Source organism: Zavarzinia sp. (assembly GCF_041650655.1).
In the GTDB taxonomy this organism is placed as follows: domain Bacteria; phylum Pseudomonadota; class Alphaproteobacteria; order Zavarziniales; family Zavarziniaceae; genus Zavarzinia.
The window spans coordinates 26,222-45,184 of record NZ_JBAZKR010000018.1; the positions used below are offsets into that span (position 1 = coordinate 26,222).

At 66.9% G+C, this 18,963-nt stretch carries 20 protein-coding genes; 5 read left to right on the forward strand and 15 right to left on the reverse strand.

The genetic code is table 11. From position 1 onward, the window contains the following. The first annotated feature begins 2 nt into the window (after nt 1-2). Entirely contained in the window at nt 3-1,340 is a 1,338-nt protein-coding gene (locus tag WC493_RS05975; protein WP_373063541.1) for a M20 family metallopeptidase, read from the forward strand. A 20-nt stretch (nt 1,341-1,360) separates the two neighbouring features. Then, entirely contained in the window at nt 1,361-2,191 is an 831-nt protein-coding gene (locus tag WC493_RS05980; protein WP_373063543.1) for an alpha/beta fold hydrolase, read from the forward strand. A gap of 39 nt (nt 2,192-2,230) precedes the next feature. Here the strand turns inward: WC493_RS05980 and WC493_RS05985 are convergent, their stop codons facing one another. Further along, on the reverse strand, nt 2,231-2,986 hold the full coding sequence (locus WC493_RS05985) for an Asp/Glu racemase (RefSeq protein WP_373063545.1): 756 nt from the start codon (nt 2,984-2,986) through the stop codon (nt 2,231-2,233). A 242-nt stretch (nt 2,987-3,228) separates the two neighbouring features. Here WC493_RS05985 and WC493_RS05990 point away from each other — a divergent pair, with 242 nt between their 5' ends. Further along, nucleotides 3,229-3,864 (forward strand): winged helix DNA-binding protein, encoded by a 636-nt coding sequence (locus tag WC493_RS05990; RefSeq protein WP_373063547.1) that lies wholly within the window; start codon nt 3,229-3,231, stop codon nt 3,862-3,864. 18 nt (nt 3,865-3,882) lie between these two features. Here WC493_RS05990 and WC493_RS05995 read toward each other — a convergent pair whose 3' ends face one another. The 5 genes from WC493_RS05995 to WC493_RS06015 all read right to left on the reverse strand — a co-directional run bounded on the left by WC493_RS05995 (nt 3,883) and on the right by WC493_RS06015 (nt 8,699). Next, the gene (locus tag WC493_RS05995) at nt 3,883-4,674 is read right to left on the reverse strand and encodes a 2-keto-4-pentenoate hydratase (RefSeq protein ID WP_373063549.1); all 792 of its coding nucleotides are present in this window, start codon (nt 4,672-4,674) and stop codon (nt 3,883-3,885) included. Between the two features lie 545 nt (nt 4,675-5,219). Beyond that, entirely contained in the window at nt 5,220-6,053 is an 834-nt protein-coding gene (locus WC493_RS06000; RefSeq protein ID WP_373063551.1) for an alpha/beta fold hydrolase, read from the reverse strand. A gap of 26 nt (nt 6,054-6,079) precedes the next feature. Then, complete coding sequence (locus tag WC493_RS06005) at nt 6,080-6,958, reverse strand: VOC family protein (RefSeq protein WP_373063553.1); 879 nt, start codon at nt 6,956-6,958, stop codon at nt 6,080-6,082. A gap of 35 nt (nt 6,959-6,993) precedes the next feature. Then, the gene (locus WC493_RS06010) at nt 6,994-7,497 is read right to left on the reverse strand and encodes a flavin reductase family protein (RefSeq protein ID WP_373063555.1); all 504 of its coding nucleotides are present in this window, start codon (nt 7,495-7,497) and stop codon (nt 6,994-6,996) included. Beyond that, entirely contained in the window at nt 7,494-8,699 is a 1,206-nt protein-coding gene (locus tag WC493_RS06015; protein ID WP_373063557.1) for an acyl-CoA dehydrogenase family protein, read from the reverse strand. The genes WC493_RS06010 and WC493_RS06015 overlap by 4 nt, the downstream gene beginning before the upstream one ends. A 119-nt stretch (nt 8,700-8,818) precedes the next feature. On the opposite strand from WC493_RS06015, the gene WC493_RS06020 reads away from it, so the two are divergent. Beyond that, nucleotides 8,819-9,772 carry a LysR family transcriptional regulator gene (locus WC493_RS06020; protein WP_373063559.1) on the forward strand — a complete coding sequence of 318 codons (954 nt, stop codon included), beginning with the start codon at nt 8,819-8,821 and terminating at the stop codon, nt 9,770-9,772. 117 nt (nt 9,773-9,889) lie between these two features. On the opposite strand, the gene WC493_RS06025 is transcribed toward WC493_RS06020, so the two are convergent. The 9 genes from WC493_RS06025 to WC493_RS06065 all read right to left on the reverse strand — a co-directional run bounded on the left by WC493_RS06025 (nt 9,890) and on the right by WC493_RS06065 (nt 18,074). After that, nucleotides 9,890-10,969, reverse strand: a complete 1,080-nt coding sequence (locus tag WC493_RS06025) for an ABC transporter ATP-binding protein (protein ID WP_373063561.1) — start codon at nt 10,967-10,969, stop codon at nt 9,890-9,892. Next, nucleotides 10,966-11,766 carry an ABC transporter permease gene (locus WC493_RS06030; protein ID WP_373063563.1) on the reverse strand — a complete coding sequence of 267 codons (801 nt, stop codon included), beginning with the start codon at nt 11,764-11,766 and terminating at the stop codon, nt 10,966-10,968. Before WC493_RS06030 ends, WC493_RS06025 begins: the two co-directional genes overlap by 4 nt. Nucleotides 11,767-11,770: 4 nt before the next feature. Then, nucleotides 11,771-12,610 carry an ABC transporter permease gene (locus WC493_RS06035; protein WP_373063565.1) on the reverse strand — a complete coding sequence of 280 codons (840 nt, stop codon included), beginning with the start codon at nt 12,608-12,610 and terminating at the stop codon, nt 11,771-11,773. Between the two features lie 108 nt (nt 12,611-12,718). Then, nucleotides 12,719-13,726 (reverse strand): ABC transporter substrate-binding protein, encoded by a 1,008-nt coding sequence (locus tag WC493_RS06040; protein ID WP_373063567.1) that lies wholly within the window; start codon nt 13,724-13,726, stop codon nt 12,719-12,721. Nucleotides 13,727-13,771: 45 nt separating this feature from the next. Further along, nucleotides 13,772-14,110: an NIPSNAP family protein gene (locus WC493_RS06045; RefSeq protein WP_373063569.1), complete on the reverse strand. Its 339-nt coding sequence runs from the start codon at nt 14,108-14,110 to the stop codon at nt 13,772-13,774. Nucleotides 14,111-14,115: 5 nt separating this feature from the next. Continuing rightward, entirely contained in the window at nt 14,116-15,585 is a 1,470-nt protein-coding gene (locus tag WC493_RS06050) for an aldehyde dehydrogenase (protein WP_373063571.1), read from the reverse strand. An 8-nt stretch (nt 15,586-15,593) separates the two neighbouring features. Continuing rightward, nucleotides 15,594-16,637: an LLM class flavin-dependent oxidoreductase gene (locus WC493_RS06055; RefSeq protein WP_373063573.1), complete on the reverse strand. Its 1,044-nt coding sequence runs from the start codon at nt 16,635-16,637 to the stop codon at nt 15,594-15,596. 29 nt (nt 16,638-16,666) lie between these two features. Continuing rightward, entirely contained in the window at nt 16,667-17,500 is an 834-nt protein-coding gene (locus WC493_RS06060) for an alpha/beta fold hydrolase (RefSeq protein WP_373063575.1), read from the reverse strand. Further along, nucleotides 17,472-18,074, reverse strand: coding sequence for an amino acid synthesis family protein (locus tag WC493_RS06065; protein ID WP_373063577.1), 603 nt, complete (start codon nt 18,072-18,074; stop codon nt 17,472-17,474). The genes WC493_RS06060 and WC493_RS06065 overlap by 29 nt, the downstream gene beginning before the upstream one ends. Nucleotides 18,075-18,218: 144 nt before the next feature. Between WC493_RS06065 and WC493_RS06070 the strand changes: the two genes are divergently transcribed. Beyond that, nucleotides 18,219-18,950 carry a GntR family transcriptional regulator gene (locus WC493_RS06070; protein WP_373063579.1) on the forward strand — a complete coding sequence of 244 codons (732 nt, stop codon included), beginning with the start codon at nt 18,219-18,221 and terminating at the stop codon, nt 18,948-18,950. The last annotated feature ends 13 nt before the right edge of the window (nt 18,951-18,963 follow it).

An 18,963-nucleotide genomic window follows, 5' to 3' on the forward strand; every position in this document is an offset into this window, starting at 1 on the left:
CCATGTCCGCGACCACCACCACACCCCTGCCCTTCACGCCCGAGATGCAGGCGCTCTACGAGCGCGCCTGCGAGGCGTTGAACGGTGCGCGTCTCAAGCGGCTGCTGGCCGACCTGGTCGACATCCACAGCCCGACGGGCGGGGAGCGTGCGGCCAGCACCTTCATGGCGGGTTACATGCGCGACGTCGTCGGCATCGATGCCCGCTACCAGCCGGTCAACGAACTGACCGGCAACGCGTTGGGCGAGATGCGCGGCGCGGGCGGCGGTGCCTCGCTGCTGCTCTATGCCCCGATCGACACCCACCTCGAGGGTGACGAGACCGAGGACGTTCCCTGGGTCGGCCCCAGCCTGCGCGCCGACATGGTGCCCAAGGCGCGGATCGAAGGCGACATGGTGATCGGCCTCGGTGCCTCCAACCCCAAGGCCATGGTGGCCAGCCTGACCGAAGTGGTGCACGCCCTGAAGGATTCGGGTGTCGCCCTGAAGGGTGACCTGCTGCTCGGCTTCGCCGGCGGCGGCATGCCGGTCAGCCTGCCCCAGCGCAACAATTACGGCATGAGCAGCGGCGTCTATCACCTGCTCGCCCATGGCGGCCAGCCCGACTATGCCATCATCATGAAGCCGTGGTGGGTGGTGTTCAACGAAGAGCCCGGCATGTGCTGGTTCAAGGTGACGGTGTGGGGCACCCTCGGCTATGCCGGGATCGCCCGCGGCACCCCGGGCTTCCGCTCCTCGATCGTGCCGGCGGCGGCGATGATCGAAGAGCTCGAAGCCTGGATCCAGCGCTATACCGCCCGGAACAGTTCGGGCGGCATCAAGGCGGATGGTTGGCTCGCCTCGCTGCGGGCCGGCTGGCCCGAACGCCCGGCCTTCCCCTCGGCGGCGACCGAGATCTGCTTCGACATCAGGGTGAGCCCGCGCACCACCCCGGCCGAGGTGCGCGCCCAATTCGCCGAGGGCATGCGCGAGATCCTCTCGCGACATCCCGGAATCGAGGCGAGCTGGGAAATGTATGGTTCCACGCCCGGCGGCTTCACCGACCGCGGCAACTGGATCGTGCAGTCGGCGCTGCGCGGCTGGGAACATGTCGAAGGTGCACCCCACCCGGCAGTGCCGCCGATGGGCGGCCAGACCGACGGCGCGATGATCCGCCGGCTCGGCATTCCCTGTGCCCGCATCGGTTACCCCTGGCCGCCGGAGAACTGCGATCCCGCCTTCAAGGAAGGGCTCGGCGGCATGGGCGCCGCCTATGTGCCGGACCTCCTGAAGTCGGCCCGGGCGGTGCTTTATGCCGTGATCGACACACTGGCTCGCGAGCGGGCGGAAACCGGCCTCTGAGCCCGGCAACGGAGAAGACGATGGGCGAGCACAATCCCGAAATCGGCGCCGCACTTTCGACCGGCGGCTATCTGACCAATTACCACGACGTCGGCAGCGGAGAGCCGGTGGTGCTGCTGCACGGCTCCGGCGCCGGGGTTTCCGGCTGGGCCAACTGGCGCGGCACGCTGCCGGTGATGGCGGCGCGCTTCCGGGCGATCGCCCCCGATCTGGTCGGCTTCGGCTATACCGAACGGCCGGCCGACATCACCTACCGCTTCATGGATACCTGGATCGAGCAGATGGTGGCGCTGCTCGACGGACTGGGCATCGAGGCGGCCCATTTCGTCGGCAATTCCTTCGGCGGCGCCGTCACCCTCGCCATGCTGGCGCGCCATCCCGAGCGGGTGAAGCGGGCCGTGCTGATGGGCAGCGGCGGCGCACCCTTCGCCATGCCGGCCGAGCTCGAGGTGCTGTGGGGCGCCCAGCCGTCAGTCGAGAACATGAAACGCCTGATCGAGGTCATGGTGTTCGACCAGGGCCTGGTCACCGAGGAACTGGCGGAAGTCCGCTACCGGGCGATGATGCGCCCCGGCGTGCGCGAGGCGATGGGACAGCTCTTCCCGACGCCGCGCCAGCGCTGGCTCGACGCGCAGTGCCGCACGGTGGCGGAACTGCGCGACATCGAGAACGAGGTCATGGTGATCCACGGCCGCGAGGACCGGGTGGTGCCGCTCCACGCCTCGCTCGATCTGTTCCGCTATCTCCGGCATGCGCAGCTTCATGTCTTCGGCGGCTGCGGCCATTGGACACAGATCGAGCACGGCGACAGGTTCAACCGTCTGGTGATGGATTTCCTCACCAACGGCTGATCCGGTGGAGAAGGGGAGGCGGTGCCTCCCCTTCCTGTTTCAGTAGCGGCCGGACAGCAGGGCACCGGCCCCCGGCACCTCGGCCTTCAGGCCCAGTGCCTTCAGCATGTGATAGGCGGTCGAGACCGCCGCCGAGAGTACGGGCAGCCCGAGCTTGCGTTGCACGGGCTCGATCGCGGCGAGCGACGGCATCTGCACGCAGGCCGAGAGGACGACGGCATCGACCCCCTTGGTGTCCAGCCGGTCGACGATCTCGACCAGGGCCAGGGGATCGCGGGCACCGACCGCCAGATTGTCGTCTATCTCGAGCGACACGCTGTCCTTCACGGTGACGCCTTCGGCCTCGATATAGTCGACCACCATCGCCGTCAGCGGCTTCATATAGGGGGTGATCAGCGAGATGCGGCGGGCACCGAGGGCGGCGAGGCCGCCGATCAGGGCGCCCGCGCTGGTAACGATCGGGGTTTCGGCGCCGTTTTCCGCGGTGACGGCGCGCAGGCGCTCTTCCGAACGGCAGTGATAGCCGCGGCCCATCGACATGATGGCGACCAGGCAGGCATAGCCGATGACGTCGACCCGCGCATCGGCCAGTTCGGCGGCGCAACGGTCGGAATCGCGGTCCATGGCCTCGAGCTCGGCCTTGTTCACCTTCTTCATGCGCATGCGCGAAGAATGAAATGTGAAGCGTTCCGGTGCGATCGCGGCGCGGGCCTGGAGGATCGCCGGGACCTCGCTTTCCATGGTGGTGTTGGAGCTCGGCACGATCTGGCCGATGCGCAGGGGGCGGGGAATCATGATGATATCTCTGAGGTTGCCGAAGACCTGCGCATCATAACTCAGCGCGGATCATGAATCGAATCGCAATTGGAATTATGTGAAATTTCAATTGAATAATATCGATAAAATGGCTATTCCGCCGCCTCCCATGTTGGTGTAGACAGGCTGGGGGATCGACTCTCGCAGCCTTGGCGGAAGAGTCGGAAAGCATGTATGATGAAGTCCTGAATGGTGCGACAGTGGACCTTCAAGCATTTCGGATGAGCGGGGAGAATCAGTTGCTGATGGGCAACCGGCCCGGCCATTTGCGGGCGACCGTCGAAGAAGCGAGCCTGACCGAGTTCGAATTCGCGGCCATGCATCTGATCGAGGCGTTCCGGCGCTGGGCGACCCAGTGCACACAAGTCGTCTCGAACTACGATCTCGCCTACAGCGAGCTCCTGGTCCTCCATGTCGTGCGCATGCAGGACCGGCCCAAGGATACGGCGACCATCGCCAACATCCTGAACCGGGAAGACATTCCGAACGTCCAGTACAGCCTGCGCAAGCTGGTCGCCCTCGACCTGATCAAGAAGGAGCGGTCGGGGACCGCCTTCACCTTCTCGGTCACGCCCAAGGGCCTCGACATGACGGAACTCTATGCCGAGCTTCGGCGCGAGCTGCTGCTGCCCCAACTCAGCCATCTCGATGATTTTCCCCGTGTCCTGGTGGAAATGCGGCGGGTCCTGACCCTGCTCACCGGCATCTACGACCAGACCGCACGGGTCGCCGCGTCCTACGGTTCGACCTATATCGGTGCCGGCGCTACCCGGGAGGCGGAGCCGGCACCCGCCCCCGCCGCGAAGGGGGCGGGCGACGGGGCCAAGAAGCCGCGGCGCAAGGCCGCCAAGCGCTGAGCCTGGCGCCCTTCCACTTCACACGCGATCGTCGCGATAGACGAAGCCGCACGCGCCCAGGCCGCCGATCGCTGTACGCACGATGTTTCCCGGCTTCAGGGCGACCATGGGGCCGAGGGCTCCCGTGAGCACAACGTCGCCGGCGCGGAGCCCGTCGCCGAGCCGGCTCAGGGTGCGTGCCAGCCAGGCGGCGGCGACCAGCGGGTGGCCGAGGCAGGCGGCCCCGGCGCCGAGGGAGACGATGGTGCCGTCGATCTCCAGCACCATGCCGCAGGTCAGAAGATCCAGCCCGGCGAGCAGCCGGGGCTCGCGGCCGAGGACATAGAAGGCCGACGAGGCGTTGTCCGCCACCGTGTCGGCATAGGTGATCTTCCAGTCGGCGATGCGGCTGTCGACGATCTCGATCGCCGGCAGGGCATAGGCGGCGGCACGGATCACGTCGTGGATACCGGCCTCGGGATCATCGAGGTCCTTCTCCATCACCAGGGCGATCTCGGCTTCGGCCTTGGGCTGCAGCACCTTGGAGGCGAACAGGGTACCGCCGTCGTCGATCGCCATGTCGTCGAACAGGACGCCGTAATCCGGCTGGTCGACCCCCAGTTGCGCCTGCACCGCCTTGGCCGTCAGGCCGATCTTGCGGCCGGTGATGCGCCGGCCCTGTCCGACCCAATGTTCGGTGTTGAGGCGCTGCACCGCATAGGCCCCGGCGGCATCGGTCGGCTCCAGCCCGTCGCGGAGGGGGGGCACGGGGCCGGCGGCATAGGCATTGCGCAGCCGCGTGGCCAGGGTCGGGTGAACCTGCTCGGACATGTTTTCTGGATTCCTGCTGACTGTCACTTGTCTGGTCCCTGCGCGACCGGCGGTCGCCCGCGCATCATTGGCGAGTCGGGCCGAAGAGGAAACGCGTCTCTTGCCGCGCCGTTTCATTGGGTGAGACGGGGATGATCGCGTCCTGCCGGCCTCGCGGTCAAACGGTTCGACCGCACCGGCTCCGTCGGGAATCGATCACACCGGGAGGACGTGGCACGGCCCGGGCGACGGAGAGACTTTCCGCGTGTCAGTAATCTCTTGCGTCCTGTAGCGCCAGCCCCTGTGGAAGACGGCTTGATGCCTTCCGAGACGAAGCGGATGAAGCAGCTCGAGGAGGAGAACGTCAAGCTCGAGCGGATCGTGGCGGATCTGTCGCTCGACAGGAGATGCCAGGCTCGTCCCATCCAGGTTGGGATGAGCGCACCCCGCCGGTCGATTGACACGATCGCCGGCCTTCGGCGAGCAGGATCCTGCTTTTCTGACGGCTGCATTCGTTTTCACGACGGTGCGGTGCGCGGGTGGCGAGGCGTCGCCACCCGGCACGATCAGTTCTCGAGGAAGGCGAGGACGGTCCGGTTGAATTCGTCCGCCTTCTCCCACTGAACCCAGTGCCCGCATTTCGGGACGACGAGGAGGCGGGCGTTCGGAATCTGGCGGGCCAGGATCAGGCCCTGGTCCATCGGATTGACCCGGTCTTCCCGCCCCCAGATGATCAGGGTCTCGTGGGGCAGGCGGTCGAGCCGTTCGCGCCACAGCTCCTCGATGGGCGGCATGTTCGGCCCGGCGCGCAGCGGCATGTATTCGGCCGTCTCGGGGTCGGACGCCGTATCCACGCGCTGCTGAAGCAATTCGTCCGTCAGGGTCGAGGGATCAAAGACCAGATATTTGACGAACTCGCGCATGCGCGCCAGCGACGGGCCGGGCGGGAAATAGAAGGTAACCAGGGACAGGATGCCGTCGCTCGGCTGCTTCTCGAACAGGGAATAACCGCCGCCCGGCCCCATGAGGACGAGGCGCTCGACCCTTTCGGGATAGTCGAGCGCGCATTTCAGGCTGGCGGCGCCGCCCGCCGAATTGCCGACCAGATGGGCCTTGCCGAGTTCCAGGACTTCGATGAAACGGGCGATGACCCGGCCATAGAAGGTCCACAGCGGCTCCGTGATGCGAAGCTTGGTGGACTTGCCGTAACAGGGCAGGTCAATCGCGAAGACACGGTATCGCTCGGCGAAGGCTTCGACGTTGCGCGAGAAATTGGAAAGGCCCGAAGCGCCGGGCCCCCCGCCGTGAATGAAGATCAGGGCCGGTCCCGCGCCGGCCTCGTGATAGTGGATATTCAGGCCGTCGAACGCGACGAAACGGCTGACGATGTCCTTCGACATAGATTGTCTCCTGCTTGCCGACGTTTTCAGACCAGGTGGTGCCCCCAGGCGGAGATGCGGTCGTGCCGGGCGACGGTCCAGTCGCTCCCGTGGATCTCGATGGCACCGAAACCGTATTCCAGCTCGAAACCGGAAGGGGTCGAGCAATAGAAGGAGATCATCTTGTCGTTGGAATGCCGGCCGATCGTGCGGGTCAATTGCACGTCGCACTGCCGTGTCCGGTCGAGGGCATAGCCGACCTGGTCGAACTCCTCGACCTGGAACATCAGGTGGTGAATGCGCTTCGGCGGCGGGAACGGCAGCGGCGCCAGCGCCAGCGTGTGATGCCGTGGATTGCCATAGAAGAATTCGAGATCGAGGGCGAAATCGTCGGTCATGCGCATCCGGATCATGTCCGCCTGCCGGAAGCCGAGGGCCCCGACATAGAAGGCATGACATTCCGGGCCCTTGTCGGAGGCGAGGGCGAGATGGCCGAGGCCCTGTTCGCCGGTGACGAAACGTGTTCCCGTCGGCGAGGCGAAGGGCTCGTTCGAGAGGATGGTCGGGCCATAGTAGATCTCGAGCGGGATGCCCGACGGATCCTGGGTGAGGATCAGGCCCATGACGCCCCGTTCGCCGCGCTGCGCCTCCGTCCCTTCGGTAAAGGCGACCCCGGCCGCCGCGAGGCGGTTCCGCAGCATGTCGAGGGCCGGCGCGTCCTGCACCTCGAGCCCCATGTAACCGAGGTCGTCCAGATCACCCTGCTCGACGGAAATGCGCCAGGCGTGATCGTCGAGGCGGAAGCGGGCGGCGCCGGAGGCCGCGCGCGCGCCCTCCATCGCGCCGGTGAAGGCCGACAGATAGCGCCGCCAGGCGTCGACGTCGGTGACGCTGAGGCCGATGTATCCAAGGCTGATCGAAGTCATGGTTGTTCCTCCCGAGGTGATCTGCCCCGCCCCGCTTATGCCGGGGTCAGGTCAGCGAGTTTCATGTATTGGCCGTGTCCGTAGAGCAGCGGCATCTGCGAGGGCCCGAGTTCGACATTGGTAACCTTCGCGGTACACAGCTCGTGACTGCCATGAGCCGCGCAGGACGTGACCTCGAGCTGGAGCGAAGCCACGGCGCTGCCGAGGGAGGGCTGATCCCCGGCGCGCATCCGCCAGTCCCCCGCCTCGAAACGCCGCTCCACCGCAACCTCGCCGCCGAAGGCGCGCGCCGATGGGACATCGCCTTCACCGAGGATGTTGAGACACAGACGCGCGCCGACCTTCAGATGCGGATGGATCCGTGCCCTGGTGTTGACGGCGAAGGCCACGCTCGGCGGTGCCATCGACAGCGAGAGGAAGGCGGTCAGGGTCATGCCCCGCGGCCCCTCGGGCGTGTCGACGGTGACGATCCCCACGGGGGAGATCGTCCGGCGCATGGCCTCCCGCAGCCGGGTCGCGGTTTCCGTCTGCGCGCTCACAGCGCGAAGTCCGAAGTCCCCCCGCCCAGCGCGACCATGCCGGCATTGAGGGAGCCCTTGTCGGCATTGAGGAAGGCGTGGTTGGAGGCGGCGTGGACGTCCCGGAAGAAGCGCTGCATCGGGCTGTCCAGTTTCAGGCCGCGGGCGCCGCTCGCCTTGAACAGCAGCTCGATCGCGCGCTGGGCTTCCTTCGCGATATATTGGGCATCCCACTTGTTGCGCACGCGGAGGTCCAGGGGCAGGTCCTCGCCGGCGTCGATCAGGGCGTCCATCTCGGCGAAATTGCCTTCGAGCCGGGCGCGCAGGCCACGGATGATGGCGTCCGCCTCGGCCAGGCGCTGGCGGACGAAGGGGTCTTCCATCGCCTTGGCGCCGTCATAGGCGGCGAGGCGCACCTTCATGTCCTCGGTAAAACAGGCGCGCGCCCCTTCCGCCATGCCGATGGTCACGATCGCCAGGCTGTAGGCGAAGATCGTGCCGAAAGAGTAGCGGTAGTTGCGCGAGGTGAAGGTGGCGCGCCCGGGATCGGCCATGAAGAAGGAATGGGCGAACTGGTGGCTACGGTGCTCGGGAATGAAGGCATCCTCGACGACGATGTCGTTGGAGCCGGTGCCCTTGAGCCCCAGCACATGCCAGACATCTTCCACCCGGTAGTCGCCGCGCGGCACCAGGAAGGCACGAAGGTCGGGCATGGCTTCCGTCCCGTCACCCGGGACGACGCCGCCCAGGATCACCCAGGAGCAATGATCGGACCCGCTCGACCACATCCAGCGGCCCGACAGGCGATAGCCGCCCTCGACCTTGGTGACCTTGCCGAAAGGCGCGTAGGACGACGAGAAGCGGGTATTCGGGTCCTTGCCCCACAGGTCTTCCGCCGCGCGCGGGTCCATCAGCGCGGCTTCCCAATTGTGCACCGTGATCAGGCACAGGCACCAGGCGCTCGACGGGCAGCCCTTGGCGAGTTCGATCACGACCTTGAACAGGGTCAGCGGCGACATTTCATAGCCGCCATAGGCAGCCGGCTGCAGGATCCGGTAGAAGCCCGCGGCGACGAAATCGGCGATCGTCTCGTCGAGGACCCTGCGGTTTTCCTCCGTCCGGGCCGCGCGCTGGCGCAGCACGGGGGTGAGGGCGCGGGCCCTCTCCAGCAACTCCGCTTCGGTCGGAATTTCGGCGGGAACGATCTTGGCGGCGACAGTCATGCTGCTTTCCTCCCAGTAGGACTGTTTTTGTTAGGGACAGGAAGGCATGAACTTGACAGCCACCGGAACTTTTGAGTTCTGATCCGATCCATCACATTTCGTGATGACTGGGAGGGGCGATGCCGGGACCCGAGCGCAATCTGAGAACGGTGAACCTCAATCTGCTGCCGACGCTCCGCGCGGTATTGCGGCACCGGAACCTGACCAGGGCGGCCGAGGAACTGCATGTGACGCAGTCGGCGATATCCAACAACTTGAAGCAGCTGCGCGCGCATTTCGGCGACGAGCTTCTGGTGAAGGATGGTCGCGACATGCGCCTGACGGCCAAGGGGGCCAGCCTGATCGAGCCGCTGGAACAGGCGCTCGACGCCATTCGAGGTGTCGTCGATGCCGAGGCTTTCGACCCGGCGACGTCGAGGAGCACGTTCCGCATCGCCACGGCGGATTATGTCGCGGCGATCACCGCGCCCTTCATGGCGAGGATGCTCGAGGGCGAAGCCCCCGGCATCTCGGTCCAGATCGTCACGGCTCGCGAAGCCTCGATCGACGATCTCCGGAACGAGACCGTCGACCTGATCATCTCACCGTGGCGGATCGTCCAGGCCGGAAGTCCCGAGGTCACCCGGGCGCCGAAGGAATTCGCCTTCGAGCCCCTGATCAGCGAACCCCTCGTCTGCATGGCGCGAGACGACGACGAGGAGTTTCGCCAGGGCCTGACGGTCGAGCAATATCTGAGCCGCGCCCATGCCAGCTTTCACCTGGACCTGCGGTTCCACGCCAGCCTCGAGCATTCCTTCCTGATCAAGCGCGGCATCGAGCAGTTCGACCGGATCCGGACCTCGGATTTCACGGTGCTGCCGCTCATCGCCGTCCAGTCGAACTGCATCGTGCTGCTGCCGAGGAGCCTCGCCAACATGGCGGCGCATTCCATGCCGTTGCAGATCGCCCCTTGCCCGCTGCCCATTCCGGATCTCGAACTCGTCATGGTGTGGAACAGGCGGCGCGACCGGGACCCGGAGATCGAGTGGCTGAAGAGCATCGTCAAGCGTGCCGTCGGCAGGCATCTCGTCTGAGAGAGAAGCCTCGGATTACTTCGCCTGGCGGGCGAGATCGCGGCGGATCCGATCGGGCTGGCGGAGGTGCGCCTGCGCGGGCGGCAGCGCTGATGGGAAGCAAACGGCGACGCCGATTTACACCTGAACAGTGTGTGTCGGGAAGACGAGCGCGTCTTCCTCGGCCCAATTCACCCGAGCGATCGTGCCGGGGGTAAACTGGCCGGCGAGGGCGAGGGGGGCGCGGAACCAGAGTTCCTGCCCCCAGTGGCATTCCGCCTGGATCACGAGGTCGTCGCCGAGGAAGGTGCAATCGTCGATCCTGACCGCGAGGCCCTCGTCGGCGACCACGATCCGGCGCGGCCGGACCATCAGTTCCGCCGTCATGCCGGGGCCGGCCTTAGCACCGCGGCCGAGGGTGCCGCGGCGGCGGCTGCCATCGGGCAGGACCACACTGGCCATCGGCCCTTCCACGGACTCGATCGTGCCGCTCAGGAAATTGGAATCGCCGATGAAGGCGGCGACGAAATGGCTGTCCGGCCGGGCGTAGAGATCGGCGCAGGTGCCGATCTGCTCGATCCGTCCGGCGTTGAACAGGGCGATCCGGTCGGAGAGCCGCAGGGCTTCCTCCTGGTCGTGAGTGACATAGAGGATGGTGACGCCGGTCTCGCGGTGGATGCGGCGGATCTCGACCTGGATTTCCTCCCGCAGCTTCTTGTCGAGCGCGGAGAGGGGTTCGTCCATCAACAGCACGGGCGGGTCATAGGCGAGGGCGCGGGCGAGCGCCACCCGCTGCTGCTGGCCGCCCGAGAGCTTGGCCGGCAGACGGTCGGCGAATTTCTCCAGCCGGACGAGGGCCAGCATCGCCTTCACCTTGGCGTCGACCTCGGCGCCGGGACAGCCGCGCACGCGCAAGGGAAAGGCGACATTCTCGGCCACCGTCAGATGGGGGAACAGGGTATAGCGCTGGAACACCATGCCCATGTTGCGGCGATGCGGTGGCGTCTTCAGGATCGAGCGGCCTTCGAGCCGGATGTCGCCGCCGGTCGGCTCCAGGAGGCCGGCGATGGCATAGAGGGTCGTGCTCTTGCCCGAGCCCGAGGGGCCGAGGAAGGTGAGGAATTCCCCCTTCGGGATTTCGATCGACACGTGATCGACCGCGGTGACATGGCCGTAAGCCATGCGTAGTTCGTCGACGTGGAGGAAGGGATCGGTCATGCCTTGGACTTCCGGGTGAGCAACGCGGCGACGAGCATCAGGACGAGGGTGATGCCGACCAGGATCGAGGAGGCGGCGGCGACCGCCGGGCTGAGGTCCTGGCGCAACATGCCCCAGATGTGGACGGGCAGCGTCTGCAGGGTGGGGGAACCCATGAAGATCGCCACCACCACTTCGTCCCAGGAGATCAGGAAGGAGAAGATCGCGGCCGAGATCAGCCCCAGGCGGATGTTCGGCAGGGTCACCCTCCATTTGGCCGCCAAGGGCGAGGCCCCGCACAAGATCGCGGCGTCCTCGATCGAGGGGTCGAACTGGGCCAGCGCGTTCGAGATCGTCAACACGGCGAAGGGGAAGGCGAGCACGGTATGGGCCAGGACGAAGCCGAGCAGCGTGCCGTTCAGGCCGAGACGCAGATAGAAGCCATAGACGGCGACGGCGAAGATCACCACCGGCAGCACCATGGGGGTGAGGAAGACCAGGCGGAGCACCTGGCGGCCGCGAAACCTGCCGCGCACCAGGGCGAAGGCGGCGGCGAGGCCGAGCGCGACCGACAGGGCGGCGACCAGCACGCCGACCTCCAGGCTGGTGAGCGCCGTTTCCAGCCAGCGCGGGTCTTCGGCCAGGGCCTCGTACCAGCGCAGGGTCCAGCCCGGCGGCGGGAAGATCATCCACTGCGACGAGCCGAAAGAGAGAGCGACGATGAAGACGATGGGCAGCAGCAGGTAGAGGGTGACGAGCAGGGTGAGGCCGAGCAGTACCCAGCGCCAGGAACCGAGACGGGCATAGGTCAGCAGCATGGCGTCACCCCTTGACCCTGCCGGGCAGGCCGTCGCCGACGAAGCGCAGCTGCAGCGCATAGATGCCGAGCGTGACGACGAGCAGGATGAAGGCGGCGGCCGCGCCCAGGCCCCAGTTCAGGAAGGTCTGCACCAGTTGGGCGATGAATTCCGCCAGCATCATGTTGGCCGTACCGCCGAGCAGGGCGGGGGTCACGAAATAGCCGAGCGACATGACGAAGACCATGATGCCGCCGGCCGCGATCCCGGGCAGGGACAAGGGCAGCAGCACCCGGACGAAGGATTGCAGGCGGGTCGCGCCGCACAGGGACGCCGCCTGCAACACGGCGGGGTCGATCGCCCGCAGGGTCGTCTGCAGCGGCAGGATCATGAAGGGCAGCATGATGTAGACCATGCCGATGGTAACCCCGACCAGATTGTTCACGAGGGGCAGGGGCTCGTCGATCAGGCCCGCCGCCATCAGCCATTTGTTGATCACGCCGGTGCGCTGGAGCAGCACCATCCAGGCGTAGGTGCGGGCGAGCAGATTGGTCCACATCGAGAGCACGACCACGCCGAAGACGATCCGGCCGAGGGGTTGCGGCATGATCGCCAGCATCCAGGCGACCGGATAGGCCAGCAGCAGGGTGACCAGGGTGACGATGGTCGAGACCAGGAACGTGTTGAAGAGGACGCGGCCGTAGGTCGGCGTCGCCAGAAGCTCGGCGTAATTGCCGAGGCCGGGTTCCGGCTCCGTCACGCTGCGCAGCAGTAGGGTGACGACAGGGACGACGAAGAAGACCGCGAGCAAGGCGAGCGCGGGCACCGCCAGCCGCAGGTTCTTCCAATCGAGGTCTCTGGTCATCCACGCGCTCCCGCCATCGCAGGCCCCCGGATCGGGGCGGCTCCCCGCCTGGCCGGTCCGCCCGCTCGAAGGCAGGTGGCGCCGACGCAGGAGGGGAGCCCTTGGTGATTACTTCGACTGCCAGGCGTACCAGCGCGTGGCGATCTCGTCACGATGCTCCGCCCAATACTTCATGTCGACATCGACACGGAGGGCGGCATGGGCACCGGGCAGGGTGGCACGGATCGCCTCGTCCATGAGCGCGTCCGACTTCACGTTGACCGGGGCATAGCCGCTGGCGGCGGCCATGTCGGCCTGGCCCTTGGCGCTGGTCGCCATGGCGAGGAAGGCCATCGCCTTGTCCTTGTTCGGGGCGCCCTTCGGCACCACCAGGGCGTCGGCGGCGGCGACGTTCTGCTCCCACGACATCTGGGCGTTCACGCCGGTCTTCTGCAGGGCGAAGATGCGGCCGTTCCAGAACTGGCCGAGGTTCACCTCACCCGAGGCGAGCAATTGCTGCGACTGGGCGCCGGTGCCCCACCACACGATCTGGTCCTTGATGGTGTCGAGCTTGGCGAAGGCCCGGTCGAGATCGAGCGGATAGAGCTTCTCGGGCGGGACGCCGTCCGCGAGCAGGGCGATCTCGAGGGTGCCCGGGGTCGACCATTTGTAGAAGGTGCGCTTGCCGGGGAACCTCTTGGTGTCGAAGACGTCAGCCCAGGTCTTCGGCGCCTCCTTCAGATTGTCGGCGTTGTAGCCGATGACGAAAGAGAAATAGAAACTGCCAACCGCATGGTCGGTGGTGAAGCGGGGATCGAGTTCGTCACGCTTGACGACCGAGAAGTCGATCGGCTCGATCAGGCCGTCGCGGGCGGCCTGGACGGCGAAGTCGAATTCGACGTCGACGACGTTCCAGCTTACGTTGCCGCTCTCGACCATGGCCTTCAGCTTGCCGTAGTCGGTCGGGCCGTCCATCAGCACGGGGATGCCGGTCTCGGCGGTGAAGGGCTTGGCCCAGGCGTCGCGCTGCGCGTCCTGGGTGGTGCCGCCCCAACTGGTGAAGACCAGTTGTTCGGCCTCGGCCGGAAGGGTGAAAGCCGCGGCCATCAGACCGGCGAGCATCAATTTCTTCATCATGTCGTCTTCTCCAGCGGTCCAGTGTCGAAACGGCGTTCCATCCGATTATGGTTGTGGGATCGGCCTCGTCCCACCCAGGGGCGAGAACGGGGCCGGTTTCAGGATCTTGTTCTCGCCCTCGACGATCAGGTCGCGGATCGAGGGCAGGAAGTCGCGCCAGGCCGGGTCGGCCATCAGGGCGGCCCGGCGGCGCTCGCGCTCGTCGAGGCTCGGGAAAGCCCAGAGGTGCACGATCTGATTCAAGGGGCCGATCTCGGAGAAGAAGTAACCCACCAGTTCGCCGAGGTGGCGTCTCTGGATGGCGATGCCCTTTTCCTCGACCACCTTCAGGTATTCGGGAACGGTGCCGTTCCTCAGGCAATAGCTGCGCATCTCGTAGATCATCGCCGTCACCGCATCACGAAGGGGTCGGGGATCGGATCGTCGCTGGTGCGGACCCAGACCGTCTTGGTGCGGGTGTAGTCGAGCACAGACTGCAGTCCGCCCTCGCGGCCGAGACCGGACTGGCCATAACCGCCGAAAGGCGCGATGGGCGAGACGGCGCGATAGGTATTGACCCAGACGATTCCGGAGCGGAGCGCCCGGATCATCCGGTGCGCCCGGCCGACATGGGTGGTGAACACGCCGGCGGCGAGGCCGAAGGCGGTGTCATTGGCGAGCCGCACCGCCTCTTCCTCGGTGTCGAAGGTCTGGACCGAGAGCACGGGGCCGAACAATTCCTGGGCCAGGCTGGCGGCCTTGGGCGCCTGCGAACAGTCGAGGATGGTCGGCTGGTAATAGAAGCCCGACAGCCCCCCGGGCCGCGCGCCGCCGGTCAGCAGCTGGGCGCCGCCGGCGATGCTCTGGGCGACCACGGTCTCGATCCGCTCGCGTTGCCGCGCGGTGGCGAGGGGGCCGATCTCTGTCTCCATCAGCCGGGGATCGCCGATCCGGATCGCCTCGGCCTTTTCGATCAGGCGGGTGAGGAAGCGGTCCTTCACGCCGCGCTGGACGAGCAGGCGGGAACCGGCGACGCAGCTCTGGCCGGTCGCGGCGAAAATACCGGCGACGACGCCATTGGTGACACTCTCGACATTGACGTCGTCGAAGACCAGGACCGGCGACTTGCCGCCCAACTCCAGGGTCGTATAGGCGAGATTGTCCGCCGAATTATGCACCACCCGGCGCGCGGTCTCGGGGCCGCCGGTGAAGGCGATGCGGGCGACCAGGGGATGGCGGGTGAGCGTGCCGCCGCATTCGTCGCCGAAGCCGGTGATCACATTGATCACGCCGGGCGGGAAGCCGGCCTCGTGGACCAGGCGGGCAAAGGCGAGCGACGGCCCGGGAGCGTCCTCCGACGCTTTGAGGACGACGGTGCAACCAGCGGCGAGCGCCGGGCCGAGCTTCACGGCGGCGAGGAAGAGCTGGGAATTCCACGGCACCACGGCCGCGACGACGCCGATCGGCTCGCGCCGCAGCCAGACTTCCATGTCCTGCTTGTCGATCGGCAGGTGGCTGCCTTCGATCTTGTCGGCGAGACCGGCGAAGTAGCGATAGTAATCGGCGGTGTAACCGACTTGGGCCGAAGTCTCGCGGATGATCTTGCCGGTGTCGGCGGTCTCGATCTCGGCCAGGGACTGGGCGTCGCGGGCGAGCAGGTCGGCGAGCCGCTGGATCAGCTTGCCGCGCTGGGTCGGGGTCAGGCCGGCCCAGGCGGGTTCGGTCAAGGCGCGATGGGCGGCGCACACGGCCCGGTCGACATCGGCGGCGCCGGCCGCCGGCATGTCGGCCCAGGGGGCGCCGGTCGCGGGATCCAGGCTGTCGAAGCGGCGCGCACCATCCTCGAAACAGCCGTCGATATAGAGCTGGAAGCGGGTCATGGCGGTCCTCACGCGAAGGCGGGCAGGACGCGGTCGATGAAGCGGGCGAGGGCCTTCTTCTTCACCGCGTGCGACATGCCGGTGTCGATCCAGTAGCTGAACTGATCGTAACCCCAGGCTTCATATTGTTTCAGGCGCGTGATCACCTCGTCGGGCGTGCCGACGATGTTGTTGGCGCGCATCTTCTCGGGCGCGTATTGGGGCAGGGTGGCGCAATCCGCATCGGTCATCGGCTCGATGATGCCGTGGTCGACCGGCCGCTGGTTCTTGAACCAGGCGTCGAAAGTACAATAGAAACGGCTGAGGTCTCGGCCGGCCTGTTCGAGTTCAGCCTCGGTCTCGCCGGTGAAGAGGTGCCGGCAGACCATGATCTTCGGGCGCTTCACCTGCGGGGCGTTGGCGCAGGCGGTATTGAAGCGCTCCATCAGGCTGACGACTTCCTCGTCGCCGAGGCCGAGAGGCGTCACCTGGACGTTACAGCCGCTTTCGACCGCGAACTTGTGACTGGCGGGATCACGCGCAGCGATCCAGATCGGCGGTCCCTGGTCCTGCAGGGGTTTCGGCGCCGAGCTCGATTTCGGGAATTTCCAGTAATGGCCGTCGTGGGTGTAGTTGCCGGCCCAGAGCGGTCGCAGGGTCGGTACCAGCTCGCGCATCCGCAGCCCCGCTTCCTTGGCGTCCAGCCCGGGCAGCAGGCGTTCGTATTCGAAGGAATAGGCGCCCCGGGCGATGCCCAGTTCCAGGCGGCCGCCAGTGATGATGTCGGTGATCGCGGCTTCGCCCGCGGCCTTGATCGGGTGCCAGAAGGGGGCGACGATCGACGAAGTGCCGAGCCGGACCCGGTGGGTGCGATGGGCGAGGTCGGCGATCTGGACGAAGGGATTGGGCGCGATGGTGAAGTCCATCGCATGGTGCTCGCCCACCCAGATCATTTCGAAGCCGCCGGCGTCGGCCATGGTGCAGAGTTCGATGAACTGCTCGTAGATCTCGTCGTGGCTCTGGTTCGGATCGAACCGTTCCATATGCACGAAGAGAGAGAAGGTCATGGCCATGGTCGTCGAACTCCTCGGTCGGGATCGGATCAGCGTCCCGCCGGTTGCCGGATCGCTTGAAGCGGCCGGGCGAAATGCTCGGCCAGGATTCGATTGGTTTCCGCTGGCGCGGTGAGATTGAGCATGTGGCGCTCCCCGGCCATGATCACGGCCCGGCCGAAAGGGGCTGCGTCGGCCATGGCCTCGCTCATGGCCGGAGTCGAATTGGGGTCCAGTTCGCCGGTCAGGAACAGGGCCGGACAGGCGAGCCCAGGCAGGCGGCCGACATGGGCGCGGTCGCTGATGGCGAAAACCTGGTAGGCGGTGGCGTAACCTGCCGGCGGCACGGCGGCCAGCCACCCTCGGACCCGCTCGACCAGGGCCCGATGCCGGGGCTCGGCAGTGGCCCCGAACCAGCGGCGGAGGGGGGCTTCCACGTCGCCGGCGTCGCCGCTCGCCACGATTTCCGCGGCCCGGGCCTGCACGGCGGCGCGGGCCGCATCCTCCCGGTCGTAGACGGCGTTGAGGGCCGCGACCCGGGACACGAGATCGGGGCGGGCGAGGGCGAGACCCGTGACGATCAGGCCGCCCATCGAATGGCCGACCAGGTCGCAGGGCGCCGCGCCCAGGTCCTCGATCGCGGCCGCTGCCCAGGCGACATAGTCGTCGAGGCCGGGCGTGCCCGGCAGCGGGGGGGTCTCGCCATGGCCGGGCATGTCGAGCGCGATCACCCGGTGATCGGCGGCGAAGAAGTCCATCTGCGGTTCCCAGGCCTCGGCATTCATGCCGACGCCGTGGATGAACACGATCGGGCTGCCTGCGCCCCGCTCGAAACAGGCGGTGCCGCGCGCGGTCCTAGACGGCCGCGGGATTGTCGTGGTCATGCCCGAGTTCCTCGAGGTCCTGATAGCGGTCGCCGATCCGGTGATGCGGGCGGCCGCCGATGGAGGCCCCCAGTGCGATCACGATCTCGTCCGGGGCAGGGGCATCGGTGATCGAGAAATGGATGGTGAGGTAGTGGGACCGGCGGCCGGCGTCGTTCTTGTCCATCAGAGGGATCATGATCGGCGCATTGGCCGGTCCGCGGATGTTGGTGAAGGAGAGGTAGCTCTTCGCCCCGACGGCGTGCCGGTAATGATTGCCGAAGCGAAGCGTGTGGATGAGGGCCGAGGCGTGCTCGACCTCGCCGTCGGTGCCGACGATGGCGGCTTTGCCGTAGCCTTCGACCGCGTCGCCGGAGCCGGCGGCGTCCAGGATCATGCCAGTCAGCAACTCGCCGAGCACCGGGGCCGCCGCACTGATCTCGGGCTTCAGGTCCTCGACGAAGCCGCGCCCGGCCCAGGGGCTGGTGACCACCGCGGCGGCGGCGATGAGCTGCAGGGGCCGCGCCGCAGCCCGCCCGCCCTCGATCAGGGTCGTCTCCCGGTAGAGCACGGTCTTGCGGATCTGAAGCGGCATGGTGGTCTCTCGTTTACGCTATCTTGTCCGATGATCTTACGGTATACCAACAGACATGTGTCAACGGTCTTTTGCCGACCACCGAACCGGAAGCCGTGGCGACGATACTTGGGGAGGGCCTCTTTGACGGGCTATAACCGGAGCATGACGGACCAGACGCAACCTGCACTCGAAGACCGGGGCGATGATGCCGATGTGCTGCGGATCGACCGTCCGCCCCGCACGCTCCGCGAATTGGCGCTGGAGCGCATGCGGGCGGCCATCATCGATCTGCGCTTCAAGCCGGGAGAACGGCTGGTGGAACGCACCCTGTGCGAGCGCCTGGACGTCAGCCGCTCGGTGGTGCGGGAAGTCCTGCGTCACCTCGAGACGGAGGGGCTGGTCGACACCAAATCGAAGCAGGGGCCGATCGTCGCCATCCTCGACCGGGCCAGCGCCGCCGAGATCTACGAGATCCGCACGTTGCTCGAAGCGGCCGCCGTCGCTGCCTGCGCCGAGCGGGCGGACGCGGCGGCAGTGGCGGCGCTGGGGGAGGCGCTGGACAATATCGAGGCCGCTTTCGCCAAGGGCGACCCGCGCGCAACCCTGCACGCCTCGACCCGGTTCTACGAAGTGATCTTCCTCAGCGGCGGCAAGCATGTCGCCTGGGAGGTGGTGCAGCGCCTGAACGGCCGGATCAGCCGGCTGCGGGCCATGACCACCGCGTCGACGGGGCGGGCGGTCACCGGGCCGGCGCGCTTGCGGGCGATCTACGAGGCGATCCGGGCGCGGGATCCGGCGCGGGCCGCCGCCGCCTGCCGCGAGCATCTGGCCGAGGCGGCCGCCATTGCCGACCGCCTGCTCGCCGAGCTCGAAGCCGCTGCGGCTGGGGCCTGAAGGAAAGGGACGA